An 18,393-nucleotide genomic window follows, 5' to 3' on the forward strand; every position below is an offset into this window, starting at 1 on the left:
TTAGTATGTGGTTGTGCAACATATGTGTTTTTCGATAAAAATTTCATGATGAAGTAATGGTTTGCATAAGAAATTTGTGAAATAGATTTTTTGTGAATGAATAAAAGTTGTGTTTTATGAGGGAGCTGTTAATATGGCAGCGCCCTTTTGGTGTCAATTTTAAAAACTTATTTCACTATCTCAAAAAAATGTTGAACAAAATTTCAAAAGTGTGTTTACATTTGTTCAGAGTGGAGTTAGAATGAAGTTGTTAAAAGATATGAGGAGTGAAGAAAATGAACATTGCAAAGTTAATTGATCATACAGTTTTGAAACCGGATACTACAAAAGCAGACGTTATTAAAGTTTTAGAAGAGGCAAAGAAATATAATTTCGCTTCTGTTTGTATTAATCCTACATGGGTAAAATTAGCTGCTGAAGAATTAGCAGGACATGATGTGGATGTTTGTACAGTAATCGGATTCCCTTTAGGTGCAAATACAACTGAGACAAAAGTATTTGAAACAAAAGATGTAATTGCAAAGGGCGCAACTGAAGTAGACATGGTAATCAATGTCGGCGCTTTAAAAGATGGAGATAATGAATTCGTTAAAAATGATATTCGTGAAGTTGTACAAGCTGCAAAAGGAAAAGCGCTTGTAAAAGTTATTATTGAAACTTGTTTATTAACAGATGAAGAAAAAGTTCGTGCTTGTGAATTATCTGTAAAAGCTGGTGCTGATTTTGTAAAAACTTCAACTGGATTCTCAACTGGCGGCGCAACTGCGGAAGATATTGCATTAATGCGCAAAACTGTTGGAGCAAACGTTGGTGTGAAAGCGTCTGGCGGCGTTCGTACACGTGAAGATGCAGAGAAAATGATTGAAGCTGGTGCTTCTAGAATCGGTGCAAGTGCTAGTGTTGCAATTGTATTAAATGATACAAACGGCGTTTCAGATAACTATTAATTCATAAAAAATTGTAAGCAATAGATATACGAATTGTTGAAAAAGCATGGTGTATCTATTGCTTTAACATTTTAAAAATATGTAAGCGGATACGGAAAAGAAGGGGATTTTTATGAAATATGTAATCGGTATCATAGGCTTGATAATTGTGTTAGGTATCGCATGGCTTGCAAGTAATAATAGAAGAAAAGTGAAATATCGTCCTATTATAACGATGATTGTCCTTCAGTTTATTTTAGGTTTCTTATTATTAAATACAAGTATCGGGAACGTACTAATAGCAGGAATCGCAGATGGTTTTGGACAATTGTTAAAGTACGCTGCTGATGGTGTTAACTTTGTATTTGGCGGTTTGTTAAATCAAAAAGAATTTTCATTCTTTTTAGGCGTATTAATGCCAATTGTATTTATATCAGCTTTAATTGGTATTTTGCAGCACATTAAGGTATTACCGTTCATTGTAAAATATATTGGCTTAGCTTTAAGCAAAGTGAATGGAATGGGGAAACTTGAATCATATAACGCTGTAGCTTCAGCGATTTTAGGGCAATCAGAAGTATTTATTTCTGTTAAGAAGCAGTTAGGTTTACTATCGGAAAGAAGATTATATACATTATGTGCGTCTGCGATGTCAACGGTTTCTATGTCTATAGTGGGATCCTATATGGTGTTATTAAAACCACAATACGTTGTAACCGCTTTAGTGCTGAACTTGTTTGGCGGGTTTATTATTGCTTCCATTATTAACCCTTATGAGGTTACGGAAGAAGAAGATATTTTAGAAGTACAAGAGGAAGAGAAAAAGACCTTTTTTGAAGTATTAGGGGAATATATAGTAGATGGCTTTAAAGTTGCTATTACAGTAGCTGCTATGCTAATTGGATTTGTTGCTTTAATTGCTTTTATTAATGCCATTTTTAAAGGAGTAATTGGTATCTCATTCCAAGAGATTCTTGGTTATGTATTTGCACCATTTGCATTTATTATGGGTGTTCCTTGGCATGAAGCTGTTAATGCGGGTAATATTATGGCGACGAAACTTGTATCAAATGAGTTTGTAGCTATGACAAATTTAGCACAAGGAAACTTTAATTTTTCAGGAAGAACGACTGCTATCATTTCAGTATTCCTTGTTTCATTCGCAAACTTCTCTTCAATCGGAATTATCGCTGGTGCTGTTAAGAGTTTGAACGAAAAACAAGGGAATGTGGTAGCGAGATTTGGTTTGAAACTGCTTTTCGGAGCAACTCTAGTAAGCTTTTTATCCGCAACAATAGTTGGATTAATATATTGAGAGTTTAATAAGTTTACCTTTTACAAATTAAAATAAAAAGGATCGGTGATTAAGATGAGAATGGTAGATATTATTGCAAAAAAACGTGATGGTAAAGAATTAACAACAGAGGAAATTCAATTCTTTATTAAAGGATATACAGATGGATCAATACCTGATTATCAAGTAAGTGCACTAGCAATGGCTATCTTTTTCCAAGACATGTCTGATCGTGAACGTGCTGATTTAACAATGGCTATGGTGAATTCTGGTGAGACAATTGATTTATCAGAGATTGAAGGGGTTAAAGTAGATAAACATTCAACTGGCGGTGTTGGTGATACAACAACATTAGTTTTAGGACCATTAGTAGCTGCTTTAGATGTACCAGTTGCAAAAATGTCTGGACGTGGTTTAGGGCATACAGGTGGTACGATTGATAAATTAGAAGCAGTTGCAGGATTCCATGTTGAGATTACGAAAGAGCAATTTATTGATTTAGTGAATCGTGATAAGGTTGCAGTTATTGGACAAACAGGTAATTTAACACCTGCCGATAAAAAAATATATGCACTACGTGATGTTACCGGAACTGTGAATTCGATACCATTAATCGCAAGTTCGATTATGAGTAAAAAAATTGCAGCTGGAGCTGATGCAATTGTTCTTGATGTTAAAACAGGAGCAGGGGCATTTATGAAAACAGAAGAGGATGCGAAAAAATTAGCACATGCAATGGTACGAATCGGAAATAATGTTGGCCGTCAAACAATGGCTGTTATTTCGGATATGTCACAACCACTTGGCTTTGCGATTGGTAATGCTCTTGAAGTGAAGGAAGCAATTGATACGCTAAAAGGAGAAGGTCCAGAAGACTTAACGGAATTAGTGCTTGTATTAGGTAGTCAGATGGTTGTACTTGGTAAAAAAGCAAATACATTAGAAGAAGCACGTGAAATGTTGAAGGAAGTTATGAAGAACGGAAAAGCGATTGAGAAATTCAAAGAGTTCTTACGTAATCAGGGCGGCGATAGCTCGATTGTAGATCATCCAGAAAAGTTACCACAAGCGAAATATGTAATTGATGTACCAGCTAAAACTTCAGGTGTTGTGTCTAACATTGTTGCAGACGAAATCGGTATTGCTGCGATGCTTCTAGGGGCAGGCCGTGCGACAAAAGAGGATGAAATTGATTTAGCGGTTGGTTTAATGTTACGCAAAAAAGTTGGCGAAGCTGTAAAAGAAGGCGAGCCATTAGTTACGATCTACGCAAATCGTGAAAATGTGGAAGATGTAAAAGCTAAAATTTATGAAAATATTTCTATATCAGAAAAGGCCGAAGCTCCAAAATTAATTTACACTGTGATCACTGATTAATAGAATTACATTTACTTTGAGGAGGAATTGATATGGATAAACAAAAATATATTGAAGAAGCTACAAAAATGTTATCAAAAGCTTATATTCCGTATTCGAAATTCCCTGTTGGAGCAGCACTCGTTACGAAAGATGGTAAAATTTATACAGGCTGTAACATAGAAAATGCGTCTTACGGTTTATGTAATTGTGCCGAAAGAACAGCAATATTTAAAGCAGTGTCAGAAGGAGAACGCGATTTCAAATATTTGGTAATAACAGGTAATACGGATGGTCCTATTTCACCATGCGGAGCGTGCCGACAAGTAATCGCAGAATTTTGTGATCCACATATGCCAGTATTATTGACGAATCAAAAAGGCGATGAAAAAGAAGTGACGGTTGAAAGTTTATTGCCAGGTGGATTTTCAATTGATGACTTAATTTAGTGAAAGATATAATATGTAATCTGTAAATGATAAAACAAAGAGGCTATTCCTAATATCAAATAGAGGGATAGCTTCTTTGTTATGGATAACCAGTTCAAATTGAAATAGAACAGATAACACTTATCTGTTCGTAAGGTACATATTCTGCTAATTCTTTTTTATATTAATGTATTATAATTAGAAGGGTATTTACTATTACTTATAGTTTTTGAATCGACGCAGTACAGTTGTCAGAAAGGGTATAATAAATTAACCGAAGTAGACACTAAAAGAGGTTGCTTTGTATTGATGTAGAAATACATAATTAACATTTAATTCTTATAGTTTTTGTTTTATCCAGCACTAACGGGCAGTAAGTCCCCACCTCAAGACTCAGAGAGAATCAAAGAAGACAGGTGGGGGATGAAGCCCCCCACTGATAGAAGCTTCACTTTATGTAAAAAAGATAAAAGAAGAAATGGTGATACAATGACAAATAAGAAAGAAAGAATAGAAACAGGATGGAACTTTGATAACAGTTATGCCCGTCTGCCGAAATTATTTTTCACCAGCATCAATCCAACTCCTGTTCGCTCACCGAAATTGATTATTCTCAATGATTCGCTGGCAACATCTCTAGGATTGAACATTCAGGAACTAGAAAGTGACGATGGGGTAGCGGAGCTTGCAGGAAATCGGATTCCCGAAGGCGCTTTTCCTCTTGCTCAAGCTTACGCGGGGCATCAATTCGGACATTTTAACCGGTTAGGGGATGGCCGAGCTCTGCTACTTGGTGAGCAAATCACTCCCTTAGGTAAGAGGGTTGATATTCATCTGAAAGGTTCTGGTAGAACACCATACTCTCGTCGGGGAGATGGTCGAGCGGCACTTGGACCGATGCTACGCGAATATATCATCAGCGAAGCAATGCATGCGCTTGATATTCCTACTACTCGCAGCCTAGCGGTGGTAGCAACCGGTGAATCAATTATTCGTGAAACCGAGCAGCCTGGTGCAATTCTTACTCGTTTGGCTGCAAGTCATTTGCGCGTCGGCACCTTTCAATACGTTTCTAAATGGGGCGCAGTTGAAGAGCTCCGAGCTCTAGCTGATTATACATTACAGCGACATTATTCAGACGGTGATGCTGCTGAAAATCGCTATCTGTTCCTACTTGAAGAAGTGATTAAGCGTCAAGCTTCGTTGATTGCAAAATGGCAACTTGTTGGTTTTATTCACGGGGTGATGAACACTGACAATATGACCATTAGCGGTGAAACCATTGATTATGGTCCTTGCGCCTTCATGGATACTTATGATCCGGAAACAGTATTCAGTTCCATTGATATTCAAGGTCGCTATGCTTATGGCAATCAGCCATATATTGGTGGATGGAATCTTGCAAGGTTTGCTGAAACTTTATTACCACTGTTGCATAGTGATTATGCAAAATCTATGGAAATGGCTCAGGATGCAATTTTGAATTATAACGAGTTATATCATACTAACTGGCTCGCGGGAATGAGAGCTAAATTGGGGATATTTAACGAAGAAGTGCAGGATAAATCCCTTATTGAAGACCTCCTTACTATCATGGAGAAGAATCGTACAGACTATACGAATACCTTCCGTGCGTTAACTTTTAATAAGCTGGAGGATATGGACTTGTTTAAAACTCCAGAATTTCACCAGTGGCATGAGCGGTGGCAGGAAAGACTAGGTAGACAGGAAGAATCAAAAGATTCTTCACATCTATTGATGCGGAAAAACAATCCTGCGATAATCCCTCGGAATCACAGGGTAGAAGAAGCTCTAGAAGCTGCTGTGAAACATGGAGATTACAGCGTGATGGAGCGTTTTCTTCATGTCCTTTCAAACCCTTACGCGCACTCCCCTGAACAAGATGAGTACGCGACACTACCTGCGCCATCATCATGTCCTTACCGAACTTTTTGCGGTACATGATATAGAAGAAGGGATGGTTCTTTTCGTTTTTCTACAATCATGTTGACGTTTTATTATGACTTAAGGTTCGTATAAGATAATGCTACTTCTTTATTTGAGGTAGCATTATCTTAGTTTGTCATTTCTTCCTTTTTAGTAGGAATCACACCTCATGTCAAGCAAGTTAATATTTTGAAATACCCAATGTCTAGCTTGTTTACTAGGCCATAGCGATTATAAAAAAAATTTGAATTAGACTAATATCCTTACATTCAAGTAGTTAGTCATGATGGATTTACAGGTTTCCGTCAAGGAATTTCAAATGTTAACTTTTCTTTTCCAATTATAAAATGTGTAACGCTATTTAAAATCTACAGCTACAAAAGAATTTGGGATTGAAGGGCTTCAAGGCTTATTGATCTAAATCTAAACTTCTTTCGTTATATCGTACTTTAACAATTGTCGTTGGTCATAAAACTTCTCATAAATAATACCCATTACATAGAAAAATAATAGACCGAAACAAATGTGAATGAGTGTAAATTTAGCTCCAAATGAAGCAAATTCATACACCATAACCGGTAATTTTGCAGTTGTCCAAACTCCTAGAAAAAATACAATGTATCGTATGCTCGCTCCTTTTTTTAATAAAAGTGCCGCGATTGGAAAAGCAACATAGAGGGGACCAGCTGCAATTCCTCCTAATAATAGGGAGAACAAGATGCCATAGATGCCAGATTTTTTCCCCATATATTTAATTAATGTTTCTTTCTTCACCCACTGGTCAAGCAATCCTACGAATAGTAAGACAGGAGGAAGTAGAAACAGCATATCTAAAATACTTTTTCCTGTTAATTGAAATGCGTTCCATCCCAACGATTGGTTTATAAAAGTCAATATAACGAGTCCCAATAGTAAAATGAAAAAGAAACGATATTTTCTTAATTCATTCATCCCATCACCACCCAAATAATATACGAGAATAGGAGAGACATTAACAATGCAGATGCATTACGAGAATAAGCAAAACTTCGCCCAAATATTTTTTGTTCCATCGGTAAAGTTGTGATTCCTACTGACATGAATGTAGACATTAATGCCGCAACTTGAGGGAAGCCCGCACCATTTTGGACTAATGTATGTCCAAGAGGAAACACAACAAAGCTTGGAATGAGTGCAACAGAGCCAATGATTGCTGAATAAACAATACCGATGAATCCAGATTTTTCCCCAATGATGGAAGAAATGAAGGAAGGCGTTAATATAGATAGTGATAGTCCAACGAAAAGCATAATTGATAGCATGGAAGGTATAAGATTACGAAACATTTTCCATGACTTTAATAGAGCTTCTTTTGTTTTATTTCGATCTTTTATAAAAGAAATAGTGGTCAGAATAATGGCTATAGCGTAAAGGATAGCGCCATTAATCATGGTTACACCCCTTCCATTTTTTATATTTACTTAAGAAAAATGATAAATTTTTAATCTTTTCTTCAATATCCATTTGAAAATCTTCTAATTGTCTTTTTCCAGCTGTAGTAATTTTGTACATCTTTATCGGCTTATCTTGATCAGATGTATCCAAATAAGACTCAACAGCACCTTCTTTTTCTAATTTTTTTAGTGTGCGATATATGATGGCACTATCAATTGGATTGATGGGAAGCTCCTCTTCACATTTCTGCAGAAGTTTCCCTCCATAGCTATCTCCCTCTGTTAAAAACAGCAAAAGAAATGCACCTGTATGTCTCCCTGTATGTTTCATAAAATATATAACCTCCTAATTTAAATGTAAAAATTTTTTTTCGTTAACATAACATTAAAATTAGCACTGTTAATAACATTATACTGTCGTTAACAGTAATATGTTACTGACAGTATAAATTTAATATAACGTCATGTCAATTCTAAAAAATACAACATGCTTTTTATCTTTGTGATAACATGAATTCGATTGCAAATATCACCAATTGATAAAGTCAACAGAAATGAATGCAATGTCATCTATAGATGTTGTCGAGGTGAAAAACGCCAAGAAAAGCAAGAGTGTTTTTAAAGTGAAGCAGTTGAAAATGCCAGATATTTTTTAACAAATAATAAAAAATGATTTAACTTTTTTATAAAAATTGAATACCCAATCACTATTGTGAAGGTATTTCGATTAAGCGTATAATATTAGAGGTCTATAACATATAAAACGGAATTTGAACTGTCGTGGGTTATACTCATCTGAAAAATAAATAGATATAATTGAAGTGACACAGCAATTTAGATAGGGAGTTATAAAATGAAATTAATTATTGCAGAGAAACCAGATCAAGGTTTAGCGCTTGTTTCTCAATTTAAATATCGACGAAAAGACGGATATTTGGAAGTGGAAGCAAATGAATTGTTTCCGAATGGTGCTTATTGTACGTGGGCCATTGGTCATTTGACGCAATTGTGTAATCCAGAGCATTATCATGCAGAGTGGAAAAAATGGTCATTAGATACGTTGCCAATGATTCCAGAACGTTTTCAATTTGAAGTAACCAAATCAAAATATAAGCAATTTAATGTTGTGAAACAGTTGTTACATAACCCGCAAGTGACAGAAATTATTCATGCGGGAGATGCAGGGCGTGAAGGGGAATTAATTGTACGGAATATCATTAATCTTTGTAATGTACAAAAACCGATGAAGCGTCTGTGGATTTCTTCTTTAACGAAACAAGCAATCTATCAAGGATTTAAAAACTTACTTGATGAAGCAGATACGATTAATACATATTACGAAGCGTATACACGATCATGTGCGGACTGGGTTGTTGGGATGAATGCTTCCCGTGTTTTTAGTATTTTACTAAAGAAAAAAGGAATGAATGATGTTTTTTCGGCGGGACGTGTGCAAACACCAACACTTGCATTAATTGTGAAACGTGAGAAAGAAATTGAAAACTTTAAATCAGAGCCATTTTGGGAAGTGTTCGCAACCTTTAATGTAGAAGGAAAGAATTATGAAGGTAAGTGGGAACAAGATAATGAATCTCGCTTAAAAGATCCGAATATGGCAAATAAAATTGCTGCATTTTGTCAAAATAAGCCGGCTGAAGTGAAAGAAATGAAAACAGAGCGGAAAGAGTTTCAGCCACCATTTTTATTTAACTTATCATCGTTACAAGCAACGGCGAATAAAGCATTTAAATTTTCACCGAAAAAGACACTTGATATAACACAAGCGTTATATCAAAAAGGTATTGTATCGTACCCTCGTTCGGATTCTAACTACGTAACAGAGGGAGAGGCTGCAACGTTTCCTGATATTTTGCAGAAATTAAGTCAGTTTGAAGAATATAAAGTTGTATTACCAGCGCCAATTGCTTCTATCATGAATAATAAGCGCTATGTGAATGAAAAGAAGGTTACCGATCACTATGCCATTATTCCAACAGAACAAGTAACAAATCCAAGTAAACTATCTGGTGATGAAAGAAAAATTTACGATATGATTGTGAGAAGATTGATTGCAGCGCATTATGAAGCTGCGATTTTTGACTATACTACGATTACAACGCTCGTTGATGGACGTGCTGAATTCATTTCAAAAGGAAAACAGCAAATTCAAGAAGGTTGGCGTAAAGTCATTTTCCAAGACGAGAAAGATGAAGAAACAATTCTTCCTATTGTACAAGAGGGCGAACAAGGAAAAGTTGTAAAAGTGAAAGTCAAAGAAGGTAAGACACAGCCTCCGAAGCGTTATACAGAAGGTCAGCTTATTACGTTAATGAAAACAGCTGGGAAGTATTTAGAGAACGAAGAACTGGAAAAAGTATTAAAAAAGACAGAAGGTTTAGGCACTGAAGCGACGCGCGCTGGTATTATTACGATGCTAAAAGACCGCAAGTACATTGATGTGAAGAAGAACCAAGTGTATGCGACGGATAAAGGAAAAGTATTAATTACTGCAATTGGCGATAAAATATTAGCTTCTCCAGAAATGACAGCAAAGTGGGAACAGCGCCTTGCCGAAATTGGAGAAGGTGCAGCTTCACCAGCAACGTTTATGGAACAAACGAAAAAGCTCTCAGCTAAAATTATTGAAGATGCAATTGAAATGTCTGAGAAATGGGATTTCACGGGGTTACATGTGGAATCTATTGAACGATCTAATTCGAAATTTACAGTTGGTAAAAAAGTCGGACAATGTAAAAAGTGTGATGGAGATGTGATTGATAAATCTACTTTTTATGGATGCTCGAACTATAATACAACGAAATGTGATTTCACAATCTCTAAAAAGATTTTAGGAAAAACGATTTCGCAAAAGAATATGAAAAAGCTATTAAAAGGTGAACAGACGGAACTAATGAAAGGTTTCAAGAAGAATGATAAAACGTTTGATGCGAAATTAGAGTGGAAAGATAATAAGATTAATTTTGTGTTTGAGAAGTGAGATGGAATAAAAAGACTTTTATTTAAGATAGCTTTTAAGTGGAATTTTTCCACTTGTTAGTAAAGAACCTGTTTATGTAACGACAGGGACTATTTAGAACTTAGGAACAAAGCATGAAAAACCAGTATTCATGCTTTGTTCTTTTTTTAATTTGTAATGAAAATATACGAAGGGTAAGGTAGATTAAATAAACTAAAGATGAGATGTTTCAGATGATAAGAAGACTAAGGATTTAAAACGGCTTTTGTAGAAATTTGTCCTTATGGTTCATAAGTGTATACAGTTCATACTCTGTCCGCATATCTTAAATTAGTTATATAATCTAATCTTGTCAGGAGAGATGGTATGAAAGTTATAATTTTGTGTGGGGGGAAAGGACTAAGGATGCAGGGGATTCTAGAAGATGTTCCTAAACCATTAGTCAGGGTACAGGGAAAACCCCTCATTTGGCATATTATGAACTGGTATAGTAAATTTGGACATCAAGAATTTATATTGCCATTAGGATATAAAGGGGAAAAAATCAAAGAATATTTCGTGAATTATAACTGGAAAGAGTATGATTTTATTTTAGATCTCCAAAAAAATCAGTATCACTTGCTTAAGGAACCAGAATCGTGGAATATAAAATTTATTGATACAGGAATAGAAACAATGACTGGAGCAAGATTGAAAAAGCTTGAAAATCATCTGCAGGATGACCTATTTTTAGTAACTTATGGTGATGGATTAGCGCACGTAGATATCAATGAGCTTATAAAATTTCATAGAGAAAAAGGAAAAATCGCAACACTGACTGGAATTAGGAAAAATAGTCAGTATGGTTTATTGCAGGTTGAAAACGGAATTGCTACAGAATTTAAGGAAAAACCCCTAATGGATGCTTTAATAAATGGAGGTTTTTTTGTATTTAATAAAGCGATATTTAGTTACTTAAGTGATGAAGACACGTGTATCCTCGAGGAAGAACCATTGCGTAATTTAATAAAAAATAACGAACTAGCGGTTTTTGAATATGATGGTTTTTGGATTGGTGTTGATACGCCGAAAGATCTGAAAGATGCAAATGAAAATTGGGATCCTAATAAAGGATAGTTAAAAGGAGTGAAAAATATTGAACTCTAACAATAGAAAAGAGAATTTGCCTCGCCCATATATTCCCTCTAAAGAAAAAATAAATTTTCAACTATCGCAAAATCATTTTGTCAAAAATCGTTCCACACATTCTACAGTCAATAAGGATTCTCAATTAGAATATGATAAGAACTTTAGACACGAGAATCATCTTTGCGTCATAGCAGGAACAGAATATGTCATAAAAGTAATTGCATTACAGCACTCTTTAATGCAAAACACAAAAGAGTGCACGTTATGGATTTGTTGTATAGATTCATTTGCTTATTATATATTGAAGGAAATGAATTTGAATCAAGTAATGCTTATACGAGTAGAAGAGATGGAGGATGAACAATTAAAAAGTATTAAGGAAAATAGAAAAGTTAATGAATATTGTTGGACTTTGAAACCTGTTTTCATAGAATATTTGCTTGTAAACTATAAATTACCATCCGTACTTTATTGTGATGGAGATCTATGTTTTTTCTCTAACCCCGCTGTTATATTTGATGAATGGGGAGAGAATTCTGTTTTTCTTTGTCCTCAGAGGGACCGTGATTGGGTAGAAAAAACATATGGTAAATATCAAGCAGGATTAATCGGCTTTAAAAATGATTCATATGGATTAAAAAGTGTTGGATGGTGGAAAGATAAGTGTTTGGATTGGTGTGGTTCTAATCCTGATATTGGAAGGTTTGGAGATCAAAAATATTTGGACTATTTTCCTATGTATTTTCCGATGGTTAAGATATCAAAAAATCTAGGAGTAAACGCAGCACCATGGAATTGTATTTATAATAATAATTTTAATATATCAAAAAATCTAAATGAGGTGTATATTGAGACGGATAAATTAGTTGTCTATCATTTTGCATGTATTACAATTTTTAGTGAAGATCAATTTGATCTTTGGTCTTTAGGAGAAATTGAAATACCTAATAATATACTAGAATGTATTTACACTCCATATTTAAGTCGAATTCAATTCATTCTTAGAGAATTAAAATTAAAAATTGGTAAAGTGACAAATAAACTCTTAAGTAGTAAAGATATTAAAGAAGCAACAACGCCATATAAGGATTCAAAATTAAGAAGAAACATGAATCAGTGGAATAATTTCTTAAATTTCTCATTAATTATAAGTCAAAAATATATTATTCAAGGGCTAACCTGTTATTATTCACTAGCAAATCAGGGAGAAAACTTTAATGTATGGATTTGTTGTATGGATGATTTTACCTATCAAACTTTAATAAAATTGCAGTTGAAACATGCTATACTCATTCACGTTAAAGAAGTCGAAAATCAAGAACTCCTAAATGTAAAGAATAAAAGAAGCTTGAAGGAGTATTGCTGGACATTAAAAGCTCCATTATGTCTTCATATATTGAAACATTATCCCGAAGTTGATCATATTATATACTGCGATGCAGATATGTACTTTTTTTCTGATCCTAACATAATTTTAAGTGAATGGTGGAAATATTCTATTTTTCTTTGCACGCAAAGAGGTACAACAGAACTTGAAAACATACATGGTATGTATCAAGCTGGATTAATTGGATTTAAAAATGATAAAAATAGTATAGGAATTTTAGAATGGTGGAGAGATAAGTGTCTCGAGTACTGTGAAGATAAGTATGATATTGAATATAATAGATGGGGAGATCAAAAATATTTAAACCATATTCCTAATTTATTTTCTAATATTAAAATTATAAATCAAAAAGGGATTAATGCTGCACCGTGGAATTTAATTTTAAATAATCAAGATACTATAAGAATTGAAAACAAAAAGATTCTTGTGAATAACGATGAATTAGTTTCTTTTCATTTTGGCAGTATGCAAATTTTTAATATGAATGAGTTTGATTTATGGAAACATGAAACTCTTAACATTGACCAACTCATTTTAAAGGGAATTTATGTTCCTTACATCGAAAGTATAAGAAAGACATGCCATATCCTCTATAGGAGCCTTATGAAGCAGCTCACCCCTTTATATGTAGAAACATCGAATAAATCTTCAGCCAAAAACTATTTTCAGTATTCTTCCCTACCAAATTTAAACTCCAATTTAGATTTTCATTTAAAAATGTGACTTTTATATTTTTGTGAAAATTATACAAATGCAACAATTATTTTACACTTTTGCTTATATAAAAAACTATAAAAAGGGATGTAAGAAAATAATAATGAATAGCCTTTTTAAAGATTGCAGAGTACTTGTTACTGGTGGATATGGATTTATTGGTTCCCATTTCATACAGAGGTTATTAACACTTCAAGCAAAAGTAGGTATTTTGACAAGAGAATCATCAAATTCATGGCGGCTTAATAATGTATTAAGTAGTATTGAAGTGTATGAAGCAGATATACGAAATAAAACTCAAGTTCAAAATACAGTAAAAAAATTTCATCCGGATTATATTTGTCATTTTGCTGCATATGGTGTGAATCCAACTCATAAAGACTATATGAGTGCTGTTGAAACGAATGTTATAGGAACTATAAATATTATTCAAGCTGCAAGGTTAGTAGATTGTAAAAAAATTATTAATCTGGGAAGTAGTTCGGAATATGGAAATAAGACTGAATTGATTGATGAAAATATGGTATTAAATCCTGTAGATATATACGGAAGCAGCAAAGCGGCGGCTACAATAATAGCTCATCAAATCGCTCGTGAAAACAATATTAACATAATAACCCTCAGACCTTTTGGCGTATTTGGCGAAATGGAAGCACCACATAAACTTTTTGCTCACATCATTTTACAAACATTGCAAAGTAGGAACGTGGATTTAACTTTATGTAATCAATTGAGAGATTATTGTTATATAGATAATATTGTGGACGCTTGTATTTTAGCGATTGAGAATGATTCTGTACAGAATGATATTTTTAATATTGGAAGTGGCGAGGTGCATCAATTAAAGTATTATGTAGAGTTACTCTTTGGGCATTTACAGACAGATAAAAAACCAAATTATGGTGCGCTTCCTTATAGAGAAAATGAGAGATGGGTCCCTAAGCCGAATATTAGCAAAGTTAAAAAGATGCTTTCCTGGGAACCGAAAATAGATGTTGAAGAAGGCATAGTTAGAACAATTAGTTGGTATAAACATAATAAACATTTATATCCAAATTTATAAGGAATTTTATCATTTAAAGGTGTGAATCACTTGTTAAATCATAACTTTAATAATGTATTTCAAGGAAAAAGGGTTCTTATTACAGGACATACAGGCTTCAAGGGTTCTTGGTTATCGATATGGTTGAGGGAACTGGGTGCGACCGTTATAGGATATTCTTTGGACCCTAAAAATAAAAAGGATAATTTTGTTGTAACAAATCTCCAAAGTGACATAATTGATTTACGGGGAGATATTAGAGATTTTAATAAATTAAATAATGTTTTTAGTAAATATAAACCCGAAATTGTATTTCATATGGCTGCACAATCACTTGTTAACTATTCATATCATCATCCAAAATATACGTACGACGTAAATGTTATGGGAACGCTAAATATATTAGAAGCAGTTAGATCACATGAATCGGTTAAAGTATGTATTATAGTTACTAGTGATAAATGCTATGAAAATAAAGAATGGGTTTGGGGATATCGAGAAAATGATTCTATGGGTGGGCATGATCCCTATAGTTCTAGTAAAGGGTGCTGTGAACTTTTAGTTTCTTCTTATCGAAATTCTTACTTCCCAGAGAAAAAATATGAGCATCATCAGAAAGTTATTGCCAGTGTTAGAGCTGGCAATGTAATTGGTGGAGGCGATTGGTCTGTAGATAGGATCATTCCTGATTGTATACGTGCATTGGAAGCGAATCAAAAAATTATAATTAGAAACCCTCATGCAGTGCGCCCTTGGCAACATGTTTTGGAACCGTTAAGTGGTTATTTACTTTTAACGGAAAAAATTTTAACAGAAGGAACTCGTTTTTCGGGAGCATGGAACTTTGGGCCAACTCCAAGTAGCATTGTCCCAGTAGAAGAAGTAGTTACTCGTATAGTAAAGAGTTGGGGATCGGGTAGTTGGGGGATATTAGATGTACAAGAGGAAGAATTTCACGAAGCAACATTATTGAATCTCGACATTAGTAAAGCAAAACTCAAACTTAATTGGAGCCCAAAATGGTCTCTTCAGCAGGCATTAGACAGTACGGTTGAATGGTATAAAAATTATAATATAAATACCAGCATGAGAGAAATATGTATAAAGCAAATTCAACAATATTGTCAATCATAAGTAAAGTCAATAGCAACCTTCATATGTTAGAAAGTTAATGATAAGAACGTCAATGAAAATAAACCTCGAATTACGTAAGCTTGTAAAGAGTCGATAATTCGAGGTTTTGTTTATTTTTGTGAGTTGAAGTATACTTCTGCTGTTTGAGAGTCAGTGAACTATCTTATTCATTGGTTTTTATTTTGTTGAGTAGTAGAAAATAGGAGAAGCGAATAAGGGAGAGTGAGAGCATTCATTTTAGGGAATAGATAAGAGAACATACTATTAATTTTACATGTAGGCGGAAACTTATTATATTTGCTGAAAATGAGTATAATTCATAAATTAAAAGGACGTGCAGCATGAACAAAGAGAAAAAATACACTGTTGTTGGCACTGATATTGAAGAAGTGAAAGAGCTGAATAAGAAATCTGGTTTAACATATAACGAAGTAAAACAATTATTAGCAAAACAAATGAAACAAAAGTGAGTATACATGAAGCCACAAACAATACGTTTGTGGCTTCATGTATACTGTTATAACTGATTACATACTAAAAAAGCATGTATGATAGGAGTTTTTTCTTTAAAAGCAAGGCTAATTTGACGATGTTTTTTTTGTTTTAGTTTCTTTATTGCAATATTTTTATGAGATTTAAAAAATAGTTCAGGGCCCATGCTAATCCCGATATTTTGTGAAACCATATTAACAATCGTTTCACAATTCAGTACTTCTAATATAATGTTTGGAAATACATCATGAGCAGATAAATTTTCTAAGACTAATGATTGATAGGGACCTTTTGGCATAATAAAGTCCATATTAGAAATTGCTTTTATATCAATTGTTTTTTCATCCACTAGTGGATGATTTTTCGGTAATCCTAAGACAATTTCATCTTTTGTGATAGGTACTGATTGAAACTGTTTTTTTATATCTTCTTCTATAATGAATCCTATATCTACAGTGCCGTTATTAATCCACTCTACAATCTCCATATAAGTACCTTCAAATAGTATTACTTTAATTTCTGAATAGTTCTTTTTAAACTGCGATAGCATTTTAGGTAATATTTGAGCAGCAGCACTTGTAAATGCACCTATTTTTAAAGTACCCTCTAGTTGATTGTTTTGAAGAGATATTTCTTGCTTAATAATAGCTTCACTGTTTAGAATTTGTCGGATATGCGGGAGAATACGATCTGCAAACGCAGTTTTACTAATCTTTGCTTGCTTATTACGATGTAGTAAGGGATAGCCAAACTCTTTTTCTAGACTAGAAATAGCATGACTTACTGCTGATTGTGTCATGTTAAGTTGTTCAGCTGCTCTTGTGAAATTCCCTAGTTCAACCACTTTTTGGAATACTTCATATCTTGCTATTGTCATGAGTTAAATTCATGCCTCCTATGCTAAACATTAATTTCACTAATCTCATTATACCCTTTATGATAAAAAATGGAATAATTAACAAAAGGGTGATGAACATTGAACAAGATCTTCTTATTAGCGATAGGTATGTTTGCGTTAGGTGTAGACGCTTATGTAATGGCAGGAATTTTACCTAGTATTGCAGATGGGTTTCGTGTATCTATAGGTAAAGCGGGGCAGACAGTAAGTATATTTACTTTGTGCTATGCAATTGCAGCACCTTTGTTTGCTGCAATGATGAGTAAAATGAATGCAAAAAATACATTATTAATAGCATTATCCATTTTCGTATCAGCCAATGTAGTAAGTGCAGTTACGAACAATTTTATCATTTTATTACTTTCTAGAGGAATAGCAGGTATAGGAGCTGGTCTGTATTCACCATTCGCCTCATCGGCAGCTGTTACATTTGTTCATGAAAATAAAAGAGGTAGAGCGTTAGGAATGATATTACTTGGAATGAGTGCAGGAACTGTAATAGGTGTTCCTTTCGGTATATATATTTCGGATATGTATGGATGGAGAATGACAATGTTCTTTATTGTCGTAATCGGTGTACTGGGAATATTGTCCTTATTGTTTAGGTTCCCAGTGATAAAATCTACCCATTTACCAACACTAAAAGAACGACTAATGATGTTCCAGAATAAAGGTATTTCACTTGTAATGATCATAACGATGATATTGAGTTTTTGTAGTTTAGGTTTATACACATACTTAGATCTCATAATAGCTTCCTATGGATTTGAAAAATCCGTAATCTTTATATGGATGTGGGGAATAGGTGGCATAGGAGGAAGCTTTATAATAGGATATATTATCGATTTCTATAAGAAACCTAAAATCATATTAATATATTTAATGGTTATCATGTTTTCATCTTTAATATTTATGGGGATTTCTCATCAAATAGCGATTTTGGTAGCTATCTGTTTAATTCTTTGGGGAGCTACTGGGTGGGCAGCGTTAGCAACGCAACAAAAAACGTTAGTCGAAATGAGCCCAGAACATGCTGCTATTTCGATTGCCTTGCTTAGTTCTATTAATTATTTTGCTGGTTCAATGGGAACACTGGCAAATGGTATATTTTTAGAAAAAGGAATAAATCCTTTCGATTTGCCATACTTTACAGCTGGTATATTAGTAGTTGCAATTGGATTGCAATTCATTTTAATAATAAGAAAGCAGTAGAGTAAAATAAATTGGTAAAGTTTAG

The 18,393-nt window shown here is 33.9% G+C and carries 16 protein-coding genes; 12 read left to right on the forward strand and 4 right to left on the reverse strand.

The window, feature by feature from the left end; genetic code table 11:
• Window positions 1–275: 275 nt before the first annotated feature.
• From deoC to WAX78_RS22865, 5 genes are all read left to right on the forward strand, one after another.
• Window positions 276–947 (forward strand): deoxyribose-phosphate aldolase, encoded by a 672-nt coding sequence (gene deoC / locus WAX78_RS22845; RefSeq protein ID WP_336484338.1) that lies wholly within the window; start codon window positions 276–278, stop codon window positions 945–947.
• Window positions 948–1,059: 112 nt separating this feature from the next.
• Entirely contained in the window at window positions 1,060–2,241 is a 1,182-nt protein-coding gene (locus tag WAX78_RS22850) for a NupC/NupG family nucleoside CNT transporter (protein ID WP_336484339.1), read from the forward strand.
• Between the two features lie 54 nt (window positions 2,242–2,295).
• Complete coding sequence (locus WAX78_RS22855) at window positions 2,296–3,597, forward strand: pyrimidine-nucleoside phosphorylase (protein ID WP_336484378.1); 1,302 nt, start codon at window positions 2,296–2,298, stop codon at window positions 3,595–3,597.
• 32 nt (window positions 3,598–3,629) lie between these two features.
• On the forward strand, window positions 3,630–4,025 hold the full coding sequence (locus tag WAX78_RS22860; RefSeq protein WP_336484340.1) for a cytidine deaminase: 396 nt from the start codon (window positions 3,630–3,632) through the stop codon (window positions 4,023–4,025).
• A 468-nt stretch (window positions 4,026–4,493) separates the two neighbouring features.
• Window positions 4,494–5,969 (forward strand): protein adenylyltransferase SelO, encoded by a 1,476-nt coding sequence (locus WAX78_RS22865; protein ID WP_336484341.1) that lies wholly within the window; start codon window positions 4,494–4,496, stop codon window positions 5,967–5,969.
• 405 nt (window positions 5,970–6,374) lie between these two features.
• Here the strand turns inward: WAX78_RS22865 and WAX78_RS22870 are convergent, their stop codons facing one another.
• The 3 genes from WAX78_RS22870 to WAX78_RS22880 are packed head-to-tail and all read right to left on the reverse strand — an operon-like array spanning window position 6,375 to window position 7,715.
• Complete coding sequence (locus WAX78_RS22870) at window positions 6,375–6,902, reverse strand: permease (protein ID WP_336484342.1); 528 nt, start codon at window positions 6,900–6,902, stop codon at window positions 6,375–6,377.
• Entirely contained in the window at window positions 6,899–7,381 is a 483-nt protein-coding gene (locus WAX78_RS22875) for a hypothetical protein (protein WP_336484343.1), read from the reverse strand. The genes WAX78_RS22870 and WAX78_RS22875 overlap by 4 nt, the downstream gene beginning before the upstream one ends.
• On the reverse strand, window positions 7,374–7,715 hold the full coding sequence (locus tag WAX78_RS22880; RefSeq protein WP_336484344.1) for a PadR family transcriptional regulator: 342 nt from the start codon (window positions 7,713–7,715) through the stop codon (window positions 7,374–7,376). The genes WAX78_RS22875 and WAX78_RS22880 overlap by 8 nt, the downstream gene beginning before the upstream one ends.
• A 522-nt stretch (window positions 7,716–8,237) precedes the next feature.
• Between WAX78_RS22880 and topB the strand changes: the two genes are divergently transcribed.
• From topB to WAX78_RS22910, 6 genes are all read left to right on the forward strand, one after another.
• Complete coding sequence (gene topB, locus WAX78_RS22885; RefSeq protein WP_336484345.1) at window positions 8,238–10,382, forward strand: DNA topoisomerase III; 2,145 nt, start codon at window positions 8,238–8,240, stop codon at window positions 10,380–10,382.
• 345 nt (window positions 10,383–10,727) lie between these two features.
• Window positions 10,728–11,477, forward strand: a complete 750-nt coding sequence (locus WAX78_RS22890) for a sugar phosphate nucleotidyltransferase (protein ID WP_336484346.1) — start codon at window positions 10,728–10,730, stop codon at window positions 11,475–11,477.
• A gap of 19 nt (window positions 11,478–11,496) precedes the next feature.
• Window positions 11,497–13,599, forward strand: coding sequence for a glycosyl transferase (locus tag WAX78_RS22895; RefSeq protein WP_336484347.1), 2,103 nt, complete (start codon window positions 11,497–11,499; stop codon window positions 13,597–13,599).
• Window positions 13,600–13,693: 94 nt separating this feature from the next.
• On the forward strand, window positions 13,694–14,653 hold the full coding sequence (locus WAX78_RS22900) for an NAD-dependent epimerase/dehydratase family protein (RefSeq protein WP_336484379.1): 960 nt from the start codon (window positions 13,694–13,696) through the stop codon (window positions 14,651–14,653).
• 30 nt (window positions 14,654–14,683) lie between these two features.
• Window positions 14,684–15,766 carry a CDP-glucose 4,6-dehydratase gene (gene rfbG / locus WAX78_RS22905; RefSeq protein WP_336484348.1) on the forward strand — a complete coding sequence of 361 codons (1,083 nt, stop codon included), beginning with the start codon at window positions 14,684–14,686 and terminating at the stop codon, window positions 15,764–15,766.
• Between the two features lie 341 nt (window positions 15,767–16,107).
• Window positions 16,108–16,236 (forward strand): hypothetical protein, encoded by a 129-nt coding sequence (locus WAX78_RS22910; protein WP_336484349.1) that lies wholly within the window; start codon window positions 16,108–16,110, stop codon window positions 16,234–16,236.
• A 47-nt stretch (window positions 16,237–16,283) separates the two neighbouring features.
• Here WAX78_RS22910 and WAX78_RS22915 read toward each other — a convergent pair whose 3' ends face one another.
• Window positions 16,284–17,135 (reverse strand): LysR family transcriptional regulator, encoded by an 852-nt coding sequence (locus tag WAX78_RS22915; RefSeq protein WP_336484350.1) that lies wholly within the window; start codon window positions 17,133–17,135, stop codon window positions 16,284–16,286.
• Window positions 17,136–17,234: 99 nt separating this feature from the next.
• On the opposite strand from WAX78_RS22915, the gene WAX78_RS22920 reads away from it, so the two are divergent.
• Window positions 17,235–18,368 (forward strand): MFS transporter, encoded by a 1,134-nt coding sequence (locus WAX78_RS22920; RefSeq protein ID WP_336484351.1) that lies wholly within the window; start codon window positions 17,235–17,237, stop codon window positions 18,366–18,368.
• Window positions 18,369–18,393 lie beyond the last annotated feature (25 nt).

Source organism: Bacillus yunxiaonensis (assembly GCF_037104695.1).
GTDB classification, from domain to species: Bacteria; Bacillota; Bacilli; order Bacillales; family Bacillaceae_G; genus Bacillus_A; species Bacillus_A yunxiaonensis.